Annotated in this window: 17 protein-coding genes; 11 read left to right on the top strand and 6 right to left on the bottom strand. The window is 62.2% G+C overall.

The window, feature by feature from the left end:
- Window positions 1-145 precede the first annotated feature (145 nt).
- The 3 genes from LAC81_RS32305 to LAC81_RS32315 all read left to right on the top strand — a co-directional run bounded on the left by LAC81_RS32305 (window position 146) and on the right by LAC81_RS32315 (window position 2,981).
- Entirely contained in the window at window positions 146-829 is a 684-nt protein-coding gene (locus LAC81_RS32305; protein WP_223728704.1) for a helix-turn-helix domain-containing protein, read from the top strand.
- A gap of 10 nt (window positions 830-839) precedes the next feature.
- Window positions 840-2,429 (top strand): ABC transporter substrate-binding protein, encoded by a 1,590-nt coding sequence (locus tag LAC81_RS32310; protein ID WP_223728705.1) that lies wholly within the window; start codon window positions 840-842, stop codon window positions 2,427-2,429.
- 123 nt (window positions 2,430-2,552) lie between these two features.
- Entirely contained in the window at window positions 2,553-2,981 is a 429-nt protein-coding gene (locus LAC81_RS32315; RefSeq protein WP_223728706.1) for an OsmC family protein, read from the top strand.
- Between the two features lie 86 nt (window positions 2,982-3,067).
- Here LAC81_RS32315 and LAC81_RS32320 read toward each other — a convergent pair whose 3' ends face one another.
- The 4 genes from LAC81_RS32320 to LAC81_RS32335 form a co-directional block, all read right to left on the bottom strand.
- The gene (locus tag LAC81_RS32320; RefSeq protein ID WP_223728707.1) at window positions 3,068-4,363 is read right to left on the bottom strand and encodes an MFS transporter; all 1,296 of its coding nucleotides are present in this window, start codon (window positions 4,361-4,363) and stop codon (window positions 3,068-3,070) included.
- A gap of 116 nt (window positions 4,364-4,479) precedes the next feature.
- Entirely contained in the window at window positions 4,480-4,875 is a 396-nt protein-coding gene (locus LAC81_RS32325) for a MarR family winged helix-turn-helix transcriptional regulator (RefSeq protein ID WP_223728708.1), read from the bottom strand.
- A 165-nt stretch (window positions 4,876-5,040) separates the two neighbouring features.
- Window positions 5,041-5,562: a hypothetical protein gene (locus tag LAC81_RS32330; protein ID WP_223730386.1), complete on the bottom strand. Its 522-nt coding sequence runs from the start codon at window positions 5,560-5,562 to the stop codon at window positions 5,041-5,043.
- Between the two features lie 51 nt (window positions 5,563-5,613).
- Entirely contained in the window at window positions 5,614-6,039 is a 426-nt protein-coding gene (locus tag LAC81_RS32335; protein WP_113535197.1) for an Lrp/AsnC family transcriptional regulator, read from the bottom strand.
- Between the two features lie 92 nt (window positions 6,040-6,131).
- Between LAC81_RS32335 and LAC81_RS32340 the strand changes: the two genes are divergently transcribed.
- The 8 genes from LAC81_RS32340 (at window position 6,132) to LAC81_RS32375 (ending at window position 13,398) form a co-directional block, all read left to right on the top strand.
- On the top strand, window positions 6,132-7,214 hold the full coding sequence (locus LAC81_RS32340; protein WP_223730387.1) for an ornithine cyclodeaminase: 1,083 nt from the start codon (window positions 6,132-6,134) through the stop codon (window positions 7,212-7,214).
- Window position 7,215: 1 nt separating this feature from the next.
- Window positions 7,216-8,187 (top strand): citrulline utilization hydrolase CtlX, encoded by a 972-nt coding sequence (ctlX, locus tag LAC81_RS32345; protein WP_223728709.1) that lies wholly within the window; start codon window positions 7,216-7,218, stop codon window positions 8,185-8,187.
- A 31-nt stretch (window positions 8,188-8,218) separates the two neighbouring features.
- Complete coding sequence (locus LAC81_RS32350; protein WP_043613513.1) at window positions 8,219-9,022, top strand: dimethylarginine dimethylaminohydrolase family protein; 804 nt, start codon at window positions 8,219-8,221, stop codon at window positions 9,020-9,022.
- A gap of 28 nt (window positions 9,023-9,050) precedes the next feature.
- Complete coding sequence (locus tag LAC81_RS32355; RefSeq protein ID WP_113535193.1) at window positions 9,051-9,851, top strand: transporter substrate-binding domain-containing protein; 801 nt, start codon at window positions 9,051-9,053, stop codon at window positions 9,849-9,851.
- A 169-nt stretch (window positions 9,852-10,020) separates the two neighbouring features.
- Window positions 10,021-10,734: an ABC transporter permease gene (locus tag LAC81_RS32360; protein ID WP_113535192.1), complete on the top strand. Its 714-nt coding sequence runs from the start codon at window positions 10,021-10,023 to the stop codon at window positions 10,732-10,734.
- Window positions 10,734-11,435, top strand: coding sequence for an ABC transporter permease (locus LAC81_RS32365; RefSeq protein ID WP_113535191.1), 702 nt, complete (start codon window positions 10,734-10,736; stop codon window positions 11,433-11,435). Before LAC81_RS32360 ends, LAC81_RS32365 begins: the two co-directional genes overlap by 1 nt.
- Before the next feature lie 36 nt (window positions 11,436-11,471).
- Complete coding sequence (locus LAC81_RS32370) at window positions 11,472-12,236, top strand: ABC transporter ATP-binding protein (RefSeq protein ID WP_113535190.1); 765 nt, start codon at window positions 11,472-11,474, stop codon at window positions 12,234-12,236.
- Window positions 12,237-12,246: 10 nt separating this feature from the next.
- Window positions 12,247-13,398: a M20 aminoacylase family protein gene (locus LAC81_RS32375; protein WP_223728710.1), complete on the top strand. Its 1,152-nt coding sequence runs from the start codon at window positions 12,247-12,249 to the stop codon at window positions 13,396-13,398.
- A 26-nt stretch (window positions 13,399-13,424) separates the two neighbouring features.
- On the opposite strand, the gene LAC81_RS32380 is transcribed toward LAC81_RS32375, so the two are convergent.
- Window positions 13,425-14,801 (bottom strand): FAD-containing oxidoreductase, encoded by a 1,377-nt coding sequence (locus LAC81_RS32380; RefSeq protein ID WP_223728711.1) that lies wholly within the window; start codon window positions 14,799-14,801, stop codon window positions 13,425-13,427.
- Entirely contained in the window at window positions 14,798-15,265 is a 468-nt protein-coding gene (locus tag LAC81_RS32385) for a DUF4126 domain-containing protein (protein ID WP_223728712.1), read from the bottom strand. Before LAC81_RS32385 ends, LAC81_RS32380 begins: the two co-directional genes overlap by 4 nt.
- Window positions 15,266-15,348 lie beyond the last annotated feature (83 nt).

Consider the following 15,348-nt stretch of genomic DNA (forward strand, 5'->3'; position numbering starts at 1 on the left):
GCGCTGCTGCTGTGGTGCTGTCGTTTGCCACGTGGCGATTCCATCCCTCTTCGCTTGCGGTCTGTCCTGTCGATAGCGCAAAAAATCGCTTGGAGTATATAAATAAGTTTGCTTAAATCAAAAAAATTTTACTGGGAGGGAATGGGTGAGCGATCCGTCGGAGGAGGCAGACGCAACGTCCGGAAAATCTGGCGGGGCAGGGCAGCCGAAGGTCGGCGCGCTGGTGCGCACGCGCCGGCGGCAGATGCACATGACCTTGCAGACGCTGAGCGACGCGTCCGGCGTTTCTGTCGGCTATCTCAGCCAGATCGAGCGCGATCTGGCGATGCCTTCGCTTGGCACGCTTGCGCAGATTGCCCAGGGGCTCGGAGCCGAACTCAACCATTTCATCCTGGCGCCGGCGATCGATACCGGCCTCTCGCGAGCCGAGGGGCGCATGGTGTTTTCGGTCGGAGGCTCGCCCGTATCCTATGAGCGGATCGGCGCCGACTTCGCCGGCAACCAGCTTTCAAGTTTCGTCATCACGATTCCGCCAGGGCACCGCTCCGAGGTCTTCAGCCACGAGGGCGAGGAGCTCGTCTACATGCTTGAGGGGGAGATACTCTTCGGCCTCGACGGCGACGACACCACGCTTTCCCCGGGCGATGGCCTGCATTTCCGCGGCATCCAGCCCCACTACTGGTGGAACAAGACGGACACTCCGGTGCGACTGATCTGGACCGGCACCCTGCCGCTCTTCCGGCCGCGCGCCTTCCAATCCAACGAGACCGGCACGCCGCAATCGGCGCTGAAGCCGGCACCGACAAAAACCAAGCCTCATCGAAAATAGGAGAATGATGATGAGAATGTTCAAGGCCGCGGTCTTCGCGGCGTCCCTGATGATGAGCGTAGCGCCGGCGGCGCTCGCCGAAACGCCGGCGGAAGTGCTGGTCGTTGCACAGAACATCGATGACATCGTCAGCATCGACCCGGCCGAAGCCTATGAGTTTTCCTCCGGCGAATACGTCACCCAGACCTACGACCGCCTGGTGCAGTACGATGCGCCCGACGTGAAGAAGCTGGCGCCGGGCCTCGCCTCCGAATGGACGGCTGACGATGCCGCCAAGACGATCACTTTCACGCTGCGCGATGGCGTCACCTTCTCCTCCGGCAATCCGCTGCGCGGCGAAGACGTCGTCTATTCCTTCAAGCGCGTCGTCGTTCTCAACAAGGCCCCGGCCTTCATCCTGACGCAGCTCGGTTGGACGCCGGAGAACATCGACAAGATGGTGACCGCCGAGGGCAACAAGGTCACGATCAAGTATGAAGGCGACTTCTCGCCGGCCTTCGTTCTGAACGTTCTCGCCGCCCGCCCGGCCTCGGTCATCGATGCGGAGACCGTCAAGGCCAACGAAGCCAATGGCGACTTCGGCAATGCCTGGCTCAAGGCAAACTCGGCCGGTACCGGTCCGTTCGTGCTGAAGGCGTTCCGCGCCGGCGAACTCCTGAACCTCCAGAGCAACCCGAACTACTTCGGTGGCGCTCCGGCGATCAAGGGCGTCATCATCCGTCACGTAGCTGAAGCCGCCACCCAGCAGCTGCTGCTCCAGACCGGCGACGTCGACATGGCCAAGAACCTGACGCCGGACCAGGTGTCGGGCCTTCAGGGTAAGGACGGCATGAAGGTCGAATCCTATCCGCAGGCCGCCGTGCACTTCCTGTCGTTCAACCAGAAGGATGAAGCGCTGCAGCCGGCAGCCGTCTGGGAAGCCGCCCGCTACCTCGTCGATTACAAGGGCATGACCGACAGCTTCCTCAAGGGGCAGATGGAAGTACACCAGGCCTTCTGGCCGAAGGGCTTCCCGGGTTCGCTCGACGAGACCCCCTACAGCTACGATGTCGAAAAGGCCAAGAAGATCCTGGCCGATGCCGGCATCAAGACGCCGATCAAGGTAACCCTCGACGTCATCAACTCTACGCCGTTCACCGACATGGCGCAGTCGCTGCAGGCATCCTTCGCAGAGGCCGGCATCAACTTCGAGATCATCCCGGGCACGGGCAGCCAGGTCATCACCAAGTACCGTGCGCGCACCCACGAAGCGATGCTGCTCTATTGGGGCCCGGACTTCATGGACCCGCATTCGAACGCCAAGGCCTTCGCCTACAACGAAGACAACGCCGACGACAAGTATCAGTCGACGACCACCTGGCGCAACGGCTGGGCCGTCCCGGCCGAACTGAATGAAGCGACCAAGGCAGCCCTGAAGGAAGCCGATCCGGCCAAGCGCGACGCGCTTTACGTCGACCTGCAGCGCAAGGTGCAGGAAAAGTCGCCGATCGTCATCATGCTCCAGGCAGCGACCCAGGTCGCGATGAAGGACAAGGTCGAAGGCTACGTCAACGGCGCCATCTCGGACTACGTCTTCTACCGCCTGGTGAAGAAGAACTGATCGTCTGGTGATCACCCTTGCGCCGATCAGAAAAAGGCGCACATATCAAACGCCCTGGGCCTTCCGGCCCGGGGCGACGTGTTTCTACTGATCGCTTTGATAAGTTCTGGGAAGGTTTGCGAAATGGCGGATGTGAAGGTGAGAACGCGGGAAACCGGTGCGACGGCCGTCGTCGGCAAGACAGGTTTTCCGCATGTGACATCGGTGACCGGCGGTGAGCTCGATATCGTCACCGGCCCGTCGCAGCCCGGCTACGGCCCACTCGATCTGCTCTACGCATCGCTCGCGAGCTGCCTGGTGCTCAGCGCCCGGATCGCCGCCAGCCGCTACGGCGTACTCGACCGGCTGACGGAAGTGAGCGCCAAGGTGACCGGCGAGAAGGCCCATGACGAACCCTCCCGGGTTGCTAAGTTCAACATCGTCTTCGACATCAAGGGTGATTTCGACGACGCGGTCCGTCATGCGATCGCGGAAGCCGCCGAAAACGAGATCTGCACCGTCAGCAACACGATCCGGGGCAATCCGGAATTCGTGACCGAGTTCAATCACTGACGTTCGCCGGTCCCAATGTCCAACAGAAAGGGGGCGGGCTGCGATGGGCAGCCCGCCCCCTCTTTTAAGCAGCAGCGGTGATGAGCTCAGGCCGGCTGCGGCGCTAGCGCCTCCGGTTGGCGCCGACCGATGGTCAAGACCAGCAGGGCCGCCACGATGCAGAGCATTCCAGCGGCAAGCAATGCCGGGGTATAGGTTTCGAGCGACGTCCGGCTGGCGCCTGCGAGGAAGGTCGCGCTGGCGGCGCCGAGCTGATGACCGGTAAAAACCCAACCGAAGACGAGGCCTGCCCGTTCGGGACCGAAGCGTTCGGCCGAGAGCTTTACCGTCGGCGGTACCGTTGCGACCCAGTCCAGGCCGTAGAAAACCGCGAAGATCGACAGCGTGTAGATGTTGAAGCCGCTGAACGGCAGGAACATCAGCGACAGGCCGCGCAGGCCATAGAACCAGAAGAGCAGCCAGCGATTGTCGTAGCGATCGGAGAGCCAGCCGGAGCCGATGGTACCGATGAGATCGAACACGCCGATCAACGCCAGAAGACTGGCTGCGGCGACGGCGGCAATACCCACGTCACCGCAGATCGAAACCCAATGGGTCTGGATCAGTCCGTTGGTGCTGAAGCCGCAGACGAAGAATGTGGCAAAGAGCACCCAGAAGGTGTTGGTCTTCGCAGCGTCGGCGAGTGCCCTGATCGGCGCCATCAGCAGGGCACCGAAGCTCTTTGCCTTCGGTGGTGCCGGTACCATTTTTTTGGAACCAAAGGGGGCGAGGCCGAGGTCACCGGGGCGATCCTGCATCAGCAACAGAACCAGCGTGAAAGCCACCAGCAGTATGACGATGATCAGCGTCAGGGCCGAGCGCCACCCGATCGTTTCGGTAAGGGAGGCGAGCAGCGGCAGGAACACCAGCTGACCGGTGGCATTGCTGGCGGTCATCAGTCCGACGACGAGGCCTCGTCGCTTATCGAACCAACGGGTTGCCACCGTCGCGCCGAGGACGAGCGCCGTCATGCCGGTGCCGACACCGAGCACCACGCCCCAGATCGCGACCAGATGCCAGAGCTCCGTCATGTAGAATGAGGCGGCGATGCCGGATATGATCAGGATCAGCGCGGTGGAAACGACCGGGCGTACGCCGAAGTGGTTCATGAACGATGCCGCGAAGGGACCGAGCAGGCCGAAGAGGCAAAGACGGATCGCGAGCGCCAGCGAGATTTGGGCATTGGACCAGCCGAATTCGGTCTCAAGCGGTTTGATCAGCACGCCGGCCGAGCCCATGGCGCCGGCGGTCGACAACATGACCAGGAATGTGACGGCGGCCACCGCCCAGCCGTAATGGATATTGCGTCTGGCAAGATAACGCGCAAGCGCTGGACCGAACATCGTGGACTTCCTTTCGCCCGTATTGTTTGGGGAGCAGGCCCGGGCGCAATGCGCATCGCCTTTCGCGCCTCGGGACTTCTTTCTTTCTATGGTGGGCTATCAGCCGACCGCCTCGTCTAAAGTGCCTGCAGCAATTCCTTCAGCTTTGCGGTGTCTTCCACCCCGAGCTTCGCCTCGATCTTGTCCTGGGCGCCCTGCCAGAGCGGCGCCCCGTCCTGCAGGATGTTTCGCCCATTGTCGGTCAGCTCGACGACAGCCTCCCTCTGGTCAGCGCCGGCGCCGGTTGCGACGAGATCCATGCTCTCCAGCACCTTGATGTTGCGGCTGACCGTTGAGCGCTCCAGTTCGGTCTGGCGGCCGAGTTCGGTGATCGAGATCGGCTGGCCGCGTTCAATGTGCCGAAGCAGGCTGAACTGGGCGACATTGATGCCAATCGGTTCCAGAGCGTCGTCGTAGAGTGACGACAGCTTGCGAGAGGCCTTGCGCAGGAGAATGCAATAGCAACGAGACATGAAGCGTGCATATACACGCAAATAGATGACGTCAAGTATTCGAGGTGACCGGAGCTGCAGACGAGCGCCTTCACGGGCGCCTGCGAAAACTTGATTCTCGGGAGGAGACGGCAGAAACGCGCCTGCGCGCCGCGCTAATGACAGGCTTGTCGAACTTGCCGAGCGTCAGTCGACGAACGGCTCGAGTTCCTTGTCGAACTCGACCTCGACGACATTGTTGAAGAGGGCGGTCGCGACCATGATGCCGGAGAAGGCGACGAGATCGACCAGCGCCTTGGCGTCGTAACGCGCCTTCAGCCCGGTCCAGATTTCCTCCGGGACGGCATTGCTGTCGGCGACGATGGCGCGACCAAAATCGATCAGCCGCTGTTCGTCTTCGCTCGGCACGACGGTGTGAAAATCGATGCCGGCATTGGCGAAGGCACGGCGGAAGAAGCCCATGGCAATAGGGGACTTCATGGCCTCGGAAATGGAATGGGAGAGGAACCAGATCTCCCGATCGTCGAGCGCTGGGCGCAATTCCTCGCGCAGCGTGAACCATTCGGCGTAGATGCGGTGTGCAACCGGCGAATGCAGCAGCGTGCGCTTCATGTTGGTCATGCGGCCACGCACGCGGACCTCCTCGTCATGGGCGGCGCGGATATCGTCGGAAGCGGTGTCGTAGTCGATCTGCGGGATATGGCTCATGGTCATGCCTGTCTTGGTCGCGCGCAAGGGGCGCAAACGATGGTGGTAGCGTTAGACGGTGCTGAGCAGGATGCTCGTTTCGCTGTTCGAGACGCCTTCGACGTCGCGCACTTCGCGCAGGATGCGGTCGAAATCGCTGAGGCTGTTGGCGCGGATTTCGGCGACCAGATCCCAGCCGCCGTTGGTCGTATGAAGCGCGTAAAGTTCCGGTAGGCCGCGCAGGTATTTGATGACCTTGGTGGTGTTGCGGCCGCTGACTTCGATCATCATGATCGCACGGATGGCGCGATCGTCATAATCCTGCCGCACGCGCAGCGTGAAGCCAAGAACCGCGCCGCTTTCGAGCAGCCGGTCGATGCGCGTCTGCACGGTGGCGCGGGAGATGCCGAGCACGGTGGCGATCTTGGAGTAGGGCGCGCGGCCGTCTTCTCGCAGGAGCGAGATGAGCTGGTGATCGAGTTCGTCGAAGATATGCATGAATATTGTATAGTACGACTGCGCAAATTGCTCAATAAGCTGTTGCAGATTAGGCAGGTTTAAAATTTCAACTCACTTCTTGCTTGTCTAGTCTGACTCCATCGAATTTCTCCGATGGAGTTTTTAACGTGGTTCAGTATGTCGGTGTCGGCAACGTAATCGAGCTGGTCAAATCGATCGGCATTGAGACGTTTCTTGTAGGTCTTGCGGAATATATCGAGGATGATTTCCGTCGGTGGAACTCATTCGAGAAAACCCCGCGGCTCGCCAGCCATTCGAAGACCGGCGTCATCGAACTGATGCCGACCTCGGACGGCGAGCACTACGGCTTCGAATACGTCAACGGCCACCCGAAGAACCCGAATGTGGGCCTGCAGACCGTGACCGCCTTCGGCGTTCTCTCCGATGTCAGCACGGGCTACCCCTGTCTCGTTTCCGAGATGACGATCATGACAGGTCTTCGCACGGCGGCCACGTCGGCGCTCGCGGCAAAGTACCTCGCTCGTCCCGACGCCCGCTCGATGGCGATCATCGGTCTCGGTGCCCAGTCGGAGTTCCAGGCGCTCGCCTTCCGCGCTCTGCTCGGCGTCAAGCGCCTGCAGGTCTTCGACATCGATTCAGAAGCCGCTGACAAGTTCTGCAACAACCTCGCCGATATGGACTTCGACATTGTCGTCGCCGCGACCGCCGAGGAAGCCGTATCAGGCGCCGACATCATCACGACCGTCACGGCCGACAAGCGCAACGCCACGATCCTCTCCGACAACATGGTCGGCGCCGGCGTGCACATCAATGCCGTCGGTGGCGACTGCCCCGGGAAGACGGAACTCCAAGGCGATATCCTGCGCCGCGCCGACGTTTTCGTCGAATACCCGGAACAGACCCGTATCGAAGGCGAGATCCAGCAGATGGCGCCGGACTTCCCGGTCACCGAACTCTGGCAGGTTATCGCCGGCGAGGCCGAAGGCCGTCGCAGCAACGGACAGATCACCATCTTCGATTCCGTCGGTTTCGCGACGGAAGACTTCTCCGCGCTACGCTTCCTGCGCGACAAGATCCAGGGCACGGCGTTCTACACGGAACTCGACCTGACGACGCAGCCGGAGCACCCGCGCGATCTCTATGGTCTGTTCCGGCAACAGCCGGCAACCCCTGTCGAGTGGAGCGCTGCGTAACATGAAGAGACTGTCCGTACAGGCGCCGAAGGGCGTCGTGATGATCCGTCCGCACCATTTCGGCCCGAACCCGATGACGGCCAAGGACAACGCCTTCCAGGCAACCGACGCGGCACGGCAGCCGTCGGCAATCGCTAAGGCCGCCTTTGACGAAGTCAGCCGCATGGCTGACGGGCTCGCGGGCGCCGGCGTTGCCGTTCACCTCTTCGAAGACGAAACCACGACCCGTCCCGACTCTGTCTTCCCGAACAACTGGTTCTCGACCCATTCGGGTGGCCACGTCGCGATCTATCCGATGTACTCGGAAAGCCGCCAGAGCGAGCGCCGCTCCGACATCATCGAGATGCTGAAGAACGAGTATCGCGTTCAAGACGTGATCGACTATTCCGGTCTCGAAAAGGACGGCGTTTATCTGGAAGGCACCGGCGCCATGGTGCTCGACCATATCGGTCGTGTCGCCTATGCCGCCCGCTCCAACCGCACCAACGAAGTGGCGCTGGAACGCTTCTGCACCCACTTCAACTTCGAACCGATGATCTTCGGTGCGGTCGATCGCCAGGGCAATTCGATCTACCACACCAACGTGCTGATGTGCATCGGCACGGAGTTTGCGCTGATCGGTACAAGCATGATCCCGGATGCGGCGCGCCGCCAGGAAATCTGCGCGCGTCTCGAGGAAACCGGGCGCCAGGTCATCGATCTCACGCTCGACCAGATCGAGAACTTCGCCGGCAATGCCATCGAACTCGATGGTGTCGACGGCCGCGTCGTCGTCATGTCCGCCCGTGCACTCGCCTCGCTCCGCGCGGATCAGGTCAAGGCGCTCGAAGCCTCTGCCCGTGTTCTCGCCTTCGACGTTCCGACCATCGAGCTCGCCGGCGGTTCCGTGCGTTGCATGCTGGCCGGGGTTCACTTGTCACGTCGGGAAAACGTGAACAAGCAAGCGCTTTACGCCGCCATGTCCGATCGATAGAAGCACCTCATCCAAGCCAAAGGTACTACAAATGTCGCAGTCACGCCCCGTCTACCAGTTCAACAACATCATCGTCCGCACCCCGTCGAAGTCGGTCGTCAACGGCCTTCGCGCCGATGACCGCGGCAACCCCACCTTCGAAGGTGTGAAGGCCGAGCACGATGCCTATATCGCGGCGATGAAGGACGCAGGCGTGAAGGTGACGGTCTTGCCGGCGCTCGAAGCCTTCCCGGACTCGATCTTCGTCGAAGATCCGGCGCTGGTCTTCACCGAAGGTGCGATCCTGCTGCGCCCGGGTGCCGAGACGCGCGTCAAGGAAACCCCGGAAATCGAACCGACGCTGCGCGCCATGTTCGAAACAGTGCTCGACCTGCCGGGCGAAGGCTTTGCAGATGGCGGCGACGTGCTGACCACACGCGAAAGCGTGATGATCGGCCTCTCGGCCCGCACCAACAAGGTTGGCGCCGAAGCCCTCCAGGCTTGCCTGACCAAGCTTGGCCGCAAGAGCGAGATCGTTGCGACGCCGGAAGGCGTGCTGCACTTCAAGACCGACTGCTCGCTGCTCGACGACGAGACCGTGCTTTCGACTGCGCGCCTCGCCAAGTCGGGTGCCTTCGAACGCTTCAAGCAGGTGATCATTCCTGAAGGCGAAGAGCCGGCGGCCAATGCGTTGCGCGTCAATGACGTCGTTATGGTCGGTTCCGACTTCCCGCGCACGATCGAGATGCTCGACAAGCTCGGTTACAAGGTCGTGCCGATGAAAACGACGGAGATCGGCAAGATCGACGCGGGTCTTTCCTGCATGTCGCTGCGCTGGTTCAGCAACACGCTCTGATCCGACGCAATCCCCGAGGAGGAACATTATGAAGACGTTGAAGACCGCCCTGTTCGCAGGGATCGCCCTTTCCATGGCTGCTGGCAGCGCGCTGGCCGAGGACACGCTGCGGCTCGGCATGACGCCGGAGCCCTACATGCCGTTCACTCAGGTCAATGCCGGCGGCGAATGGGAGGGCCTCGAAGCCGACCTTTCTCGCGCGCTCTGCGAGAAGATGGCCGTGAAGTGCGAGATCAGCCAGATGGCCTGGGACGGCCTGATCCCGTCGCTGAAGGAGAAGAAGGTCGACTTCATCATCGGCGCCTTCTCGATCACCGACGAGCGCCGTCAGGTCGTCGACTTCTCGACGCCCTATTACACCGAAGGCACGTCTTTCGTCGGCTCCAAGGGTGATACGAGCGAGATCAAGACGACCGATGCTGCCGACGGCTCCGGCAAGATCATTGACCCGGCAAGTGTCGAGGGCAAGATCATCGGCGTCCAGACTTCGAGCGTACAGTCTGCCTACGTCGCCAAGTACCTGACGGGCGCCGAAGCCAAGAGCTACGACACCGCCGACAACTCGGTTGCCGACCTCATCGCCGGCCGCGTCGACTACGTGCTGATCCCCGACCTCTACATCCAGACGTTCCTGAAGACGCCTGAAGGTGCCGACTACGAGGTCAAGGTCGAAGTTCCGAAGAACGTCACGCTCGGTGAAGGTGTCGCCTATGCTGTGCGCAAGGGCGATGCAGCGACCCTCGAGAAGGTCAACGCCGGTCTTGCCGCCCTGGAAAAGGACGGCACGACTAAGTCGCTTGTCGACAAGTGGATCTTCGGCAAGAAGTAATCTGCACTTGAAGGGCGGCGGCCGGCTTGTTGCTTTGCCGCCGCCCTCGATCGCCAACCGGGCCGTAGCGCCGGGGCATTCTTGCAGCTATTGCGACGACGCCCTTGCCCGCCATGACAGGACGGGCGGCGCTCCGGGCTGGCAAAAAATCGGGAACAGGTAACGACGGATGGACTATTACTGGCAATTGCTTGCCTGGGGCGGCGAGGGCTGGGGCGACGATTTCGCCTGGGGCCTGGTGATGACCTTGCAGGTGTCCGTGGTCGCCTATGCGGTCGCGGTTCTCTTCGGCTTCTTGGGCGCTGCCGGCAAGCTGTCGAAGCACCGCTTCCCGCGGTTCCTTGCCGAAATCTACACGACCGTCGTCCGCTCCCTTCCCGAGTTGCTGGTCATTCTGCTTCTCTATTTCTCGGTCGCCAGCGGCGCCGAACGGCTCTTGAAACACTTCGGCCTGGTGGCTGAAACCTTCCAGTTCAGCTCTTTCTGGGCAGCGATTATCGCGCTTGCCTTCGTCTCCGGCGCCTTCATGACCGAAGTGCTGCGCTCCGCCTTCCTTTCCGTGCCTCCCGGCCAGATCGAGGCGGCGGTTTCGATCGGCATGCCCCGTCGCAAGGTCTTCATCCGCATCATCTTCCCGCAGATGATGCGTCATGCCGTACCGGGCATGGGCAATCTCTGGCTGTCGATCACCAAGGAAAGCGCCATCATCAGCGTGCTCGGCTCCTTCAGCGAGCTGCTCTACACTGGCTACAGGGCCGCTGCCGGCACCAAGCAGTACATCTTCTTCTACGGGCTGACGGCCATCCTGTTCCTGGCGATCACGCTCGTCTCCGTGCTGGTGATCGCCCAGATCGAACGCCGCCTCAACCGGGGGCACCACTGATGGATACGTTCTTCAACGTCATCGGCTTTCTGCCGGCGCTGATCAAGGCGACCCCGCTGACGCTGCTTTTGACAGCTGTCGCCGGCGTCTTCGGCCTCGTCATCGGCACGCTCGTGGCGCTTGCCCGGCTTTCCGGTCGCCGTGTGCTCTCGGTTCCGGCCTATGTCTTCACCTTCGCCTTCCGTGGCACGCCGCTGCTCGTGCAGATCTACCTGATCTATTACGGTCTCGGACAAATCCTGCCCGGCACCTGGGTACGCCACAGCTTCCTCTGGCCGTATCTGCGTGACGGCCTGTGGTATGCGATCTTCGCGCTCAGCCTCAACCAGGCATCCTATAATGCCGAGGTCATCCGTGGCGCGATCAAGGCGGTCCCGCGCGGCCAGATCGAAGCGGCGAAATCGATCGGCATGCGCTCGTCGATGATTCTCCGCCGCATCACCCTGCCGCAGGCGTTCCGCTCCTGCCTGCCGGTGCTGACGGGCGATCTGATCATCCTGTTGAAGACGACGTCTCTGGCCTCGACGATCACGATCCTTGAGGTCATGGGCACCGCCCGCATGCTGCAACGCCAGTCGCTTTTGATCTTTGAACCGTTGATCGCCGCCGGCATCATCTATTTCACCGTCGTCTTCATCCTGACGCGCATCATGGGTGTCGTCGAGAAGCGGCTCACCCGCTACCGCACGGCGAAGGCCTAAAGAGGAGGCGCGCCACGGCGCGCGAGAGGAACGAACATGGTCGCAACAGCGCTTTCGGTGAACAACATTCACAAGAGCTTCGGGTCGGTCGAGGTGCTCAAGGGCGTCTCCTTCGAGGCAAAGTCCGGCGATGTCATCTCGCTGATCGGCAGCAGCGGTTCGGGCAAGAGCACGTTGCTCCGCTGCATCAACTATCTTGAGACGCCGGACGAGGGCCAAATCTCCGTTTCGGGAGAGGTGATCCGCACCGTCAAGGGCAAGGACGGCAAGTTTCATGCCGCCGACAAGCGGCAGCTCGAGCATATCCGCACCCGGCTCGGCATGGTGTTCCAGAGCTTCAATCTCTGGTCGCACAAGACCATCCTCGAAAACATCATCGAGGGGCCGATGCATGTGCTCGGCATGGCGAAGAAGGATGCGATCGGTGAGGCCGAACTGCTGATGGAAAAGGTCGGCATCACCCCGAAGCGCGATCACTATCCGAACCAGCTCTCCGGAGGCCAGCAGCAGCGTGCGGCAATCGCCCGGGCGCTGGCGATGAAGCCCGAGGTGATGCTCTTCGACGAGCCGACCTCGGCACTCGATCCGGAGCTCGTCAACGAGGTGCTGCTCGTCATCAAGAAGCTCGCCGAAGAGGGCCGCACGATGGTGATGGTCACCCATGAAATGTCACTCGCCCGTGATATCTCCAGCGAAGTGATCTTCCTGCACAAGGGGCTGGTCGAAGAGCGCGGCGCGCCAGCGCAGGTGATGCGCGACCCGCAATCGGCGCGTCTGCGCCAGTTCCTGCAGATGGCTTGAGGAGGCCCCGATGCGCGACGCCAATTTTTCCGAGTTCCTGCCTGAACTCGTCGATATTCGCCACAAGCTGCACGAGATGCCGGAGATCGGCCTTTCCGAGGTGAAGACTTCGGAGTTCGTTGCGGGCCTGCTGCAATCCTGGGGCTTCGAGGTTACCCGTGGTCTCGCGACAACCGGCATCGTCGCGACACTGAAGCGCGGCAACAGCAACCGCGCCATCGGCTTTCGTGCCGACATGGATGCGCTGCCGATGCAAGAGGAAACCGGTCTTGGCTACCAGAGCAAGCACCCGGGCGCGATGCATGCCTGCGGCCATGACGGTCACACCAGCATGCTGCTCGGCGCCGCCTGGGCACTGTCGAAGGACGAGAGCTTCAACGGCACGGTTCACCTGATCTTCCAGCCGGCCGAGGAAAACTTCGGCGGCGGCAAGCTGATGATCGAGGACGGTCTTTTCGAGCGCTTCCCCTGCGAGCGGGTCTATGCGCTCCACAACTGGCCGGGCCTTCCGGTCGGTCAGTTCTCCAGCCGCGCCGGCGCGATGGCCGCATCGATCGATGTGCTGACGTTGACCATCCGGGGCAAGGGCGGCCACGGCGCCCAGCCGGAGCTGACGGTCGATCCGGTTGTCGTCGGTTCCAGCGTGGTGATGGCGCTGCAGACGCTGGTGTCGCGCAACATCTCGCCACACCAACCGTCTGTTCTGACCGTCGGCTCGTTCCAGGCGGGTTCCGCCTCCAACATCATTCCCGATACGGCGGTGCTGGAAATCAGCATGCGCGCCATGGATCCTGTCGTCCGCAAGCAGCTTCAGGAGCGCGTCGAGCAGATCGCCCGCCTGCAGGCGGAAAGCTACAATGCAGAGGCCACCTTCGACTGGCAGGTCGGCTATCCCGCAACGATCAACGATGCCGAGGCGGTCGAAGACGCTCGGGCGGTGATCGCGGAGACTTTCGGCGCCGACGCTTATGTCGAATTGCCCGAGCCGCTGATGGGCAGCGAGGACTTCTCGTTCCTGCTCGAAAAGGTGCCGGGGGCCTATGTGCTGGTCGGCAACGGCGACAGCAGCGGCCTGCACACCACCCGCTACGATTTCAACGATGAAATCCTTGAGCGCGGTGCGATGTATTTCTACCACCTCGCACGCGCCGCGCTCGTCTAAGCACGAGGCTTCTCATGCCTGGCCGCTCAGGCGACCGGGTGCAGATCGCCGAAGACCGTGGGGATCAGTTCCGACACGGTCGGGTGGATGTGCACCGCGTGCGTGATCGTCGTGTAGGGCTTGCCGGCATACATGACGTCGAGGATGCTCTGCACCGCCTCGTCGCCGCCGGTGCCGAGGATCGAAGCGCCTAGGATCTGCTTGGTCTCGGCGTCGACGATCACCTTCATGAAACCCTCGGTCTCTCCCTTTTCGACCGCACGGCCGACACGGGTCATCGGTCGCATGCCGACGAGCAGCTTGCGGCCGGACTTGCGCGCCTCGGTTTCCGTCATGCCGGCGTGGCCGAGCGGCGGATCGACGAAGAGTGCATAGGTCGAGATGCGGTCGCTGACTTTCCGAGCCTCGCCATCGAGCAGGTTTGCCGCGACGATCTCGAAGTCGTTATAGGCCGTGTGGGTGAAGGCGCCGCGACCGTTGCAATCTCCCATGGCGAAAATGTGCGGCACACTGGTCCTGAGCGTCTCGTCGACCTCGACATAGCCTCGGGCGTCGGTCTTCACGCCCGCGCGATCCAGGCCGAGATCGTCCGTGTTCGGCCGGCGGCCGGTGGCGAGCAGCAGATGGGAGCCTGAAATTTCGGGCGCGCCGGCGGTGCAATCGACGCCAGCGACGACCTCATCTCCGCGCCGGGCAAAGCGGATGCATTCGGCATTGAGGCGCAACTGGATGCCTTCCTTTTCAAGGATGGCGAGGATGGCATCCGAAACGTCCGCATCCTCGCGGCCGATCAGCCGCGGCCCTTTCTCGATGACGGTCACCTCCGAGCCGAAGCGGCGGAACATCTGCGCGAATTCGAGCCCTATATAGCTGCCGCCGACCACGATCAGGTGGCGGGGCAGGGTGTCGAGATCCATGATCGAGACATTCGTGAGATGAGGCACGTCCTCGACGCCCGGGAAATCCGGCGTCGCGGCGCGGCCGCCGACATTGAGGAAAATCTGATCGGCCGACAGCAGGTCTTCGCCGAGACGGATTTCATGCGGGCTTTCGAACCGGGCGTGGCCCTCGAAGACCGTGCAGTTCTTCATGCCCTTCAGCCAGCTTTCGACGTTCTTGCGCGATGTGAACCGCACCGTGTCCTTGCGCGCCATGACGCGCGCGAAATCGATGGTAACTGGCCCGGTGGTCACGCCGTAGTCCGCGCCGCGCCGTGCCAGGTGCGCGGCATATGCACTTGCAACCATCGCCTTGGTGGGCATGCAGCCGGTGTTGACGCAGGTACCGCCGAACAGCTTGCGTTCGACGATGGCGACGGACTTTCCCGCCGATGTCAGCCTGCCGGCCAGCGAAGGGCCTGCCTGGCCGGCCCCGATGATGATTGCGTCGAAATGTTTTTTCATGACACCGAGGACACCACCCAGAGTGCGAGGAGAATGGCGACAGCATCCTCGAGAAGGGCGATCGGCAGATCCCTGCCGCCGATGGCCGCAACGAGGCGCTTGCGAGCTTCATAGCCGCCGAGCGTTCCGATGACTGCACCGATGACGCCGGCGACCAGACCGCCGAGCATAGCACCTCCGGCGGTGCCAAGCACGGCCCCGCAGAAACCGCCGCTGACAATGCGGGCGCCGAACTGCTGCGGAACCTTGCGGCTCGGCGTGCTCGGCAACTGGTCGCCGACGAACTCCACGAGCGCTAGAAGGCCGAAAATGTAGGGCGTGAACCGGAAGCCCATGAAGGCGGCCCAAGAGCTGCTGAGCGGTAACCAGCCGGCCGCAGCGCCAATGCTGACGGCAGCAGGTGCAGTCATGGTTCGCAGGCCGGCGACCACGCCGATAAGCAGCGCGAGAAGATAGGTCGACATGATTTTCCCGAACGTTCGCCGGGCGCACCCGCCACCAGCCCCAAGCGGTCGGGTCGAGCGGCATCGCAACCAAGAATGAACGC

This window comes from Ensifer adhaerens (assembly GCF_020035535.1).
Classification (GTDB): domain Bacteria; phylum Pseudomonadota; class Alphaproteobacteria; order Rhizobiales; family Rhizobiaceae; genus Ensifer.

What these genes read in the sequence shown, in the direction of transcription:
- LAC81_RS32320 (WP_223728707.1), bottom strand. Translation starts at nt 4,363, where the DNA reads ATGTTCGGTCCAGCGCTTGCGCGTTATCTTGCCAGACGCAATATCCAT.
- LAC81_RS32375 (WP_223728710.1), top strand. Translation starts at nt 12,247, where the DNA reads ATGCGCGACGCCAATTTTTCCGAGTTCCTGCCTGAACTCGTCGATATT.
- LAC81_RS32365 (WP_113535191.1), top strand. Translation starts at nt 10,734, where the DNA reads ATGGATACGTTCTTCAACGTCATCGGCTTTCTGCCGGCGCTGATCAAG.
- ctlX (WP_223728709.1), top strand. Translation starts at nt 7,216, where the DNA reads ATGAAGAGACTGTCCGTACAGGCGCCGAAGGGCGTCGTGATGATCCGT.
- LAC81_RS32360 (WP_113535192.1), top strand. Translation starts at nt 10,021, where the DNA reads ATGGACTATTACTGGCAATTGCTTGCCTGGGGCGGCGAGGGCTGGGGC.
- LAC81_RS32350 (WP_043613513.1), top strand. Translation starts at nt 8,219, where the DNA reads ATGTCGCAGTCACGCCCCGTCTACCAGTTCAACAACATCATCGTCCGC.
- LAC81_RS32335 (WP_113535197.1), bottom strand. Translation starts at nt 6,039, where the DNA reads ATGCATATCTTCGACGAACTCGATCACCAGCTCATCTCGCTCCTGCGA.
- LAC81_RS32355 (WP_113535193.1), top strand. Translation starts at nt 9,051, where the DNA reads ATGAAGACGTTGAAGACCGCCCTGTTCGCAGGGATCGCCCTTTCCATG.
- LAC81_RS32310 (WP_223728705.1), top strand. Translation starts at nt 840, where the DNA reads ATGAGAATGTTCAAGGCCGCGGTCTTCGCGGCGTCCCTGATGATGAGC.
- LAC81_RS32380 (WP_223728711.1), bottom strand. Translation starts at nt 14,801, where the DNA reads ATGAAAAAACATTTCGACGCAATCATCATCGGGGCCGGCCAGGCAGGC.
- LAC81_RS32325 (WP_223728708.1), bottom strand. Translation starts at nt 4,875, where the DNA reads ATGTCTCGTTGCTATTGCATTCTCCTGCGCAAGGCCTCTCGCAAGCTG.
- LAC81_RS32385 (WP_223728712.1), bottom strand. Translation starts at nt 15,265, where the DNA reads ATGTCGACCTATCTTCTCGCGCTGCTTATCGGCGTGGTCGCCGGCCTG.
- LAC81_RS32330 (WP_223730386.1), bottom strand. Translation starts at nt 5,562, where the DNA reads ATGAGCCATATCCCGCAGATCGACTACGACACCGCTTCCGACGATATC.
- LAC81_RS32370 (WP_113535190.1), top strand. Translation starts at nt 11,472, where the DNA reads ATGGTCGCAACAGCGCTTTCGGTGAACAACATTCACAAGAGCTTCGGG.
- LAC81_RS32315 (WP_223728706.1), top strand. Translation starts at nt 2,553, where the DNA reads ATGGCGGATGTGAAGGTGAGAACGCGGGAAACCGGTGCGACGGCCGTC.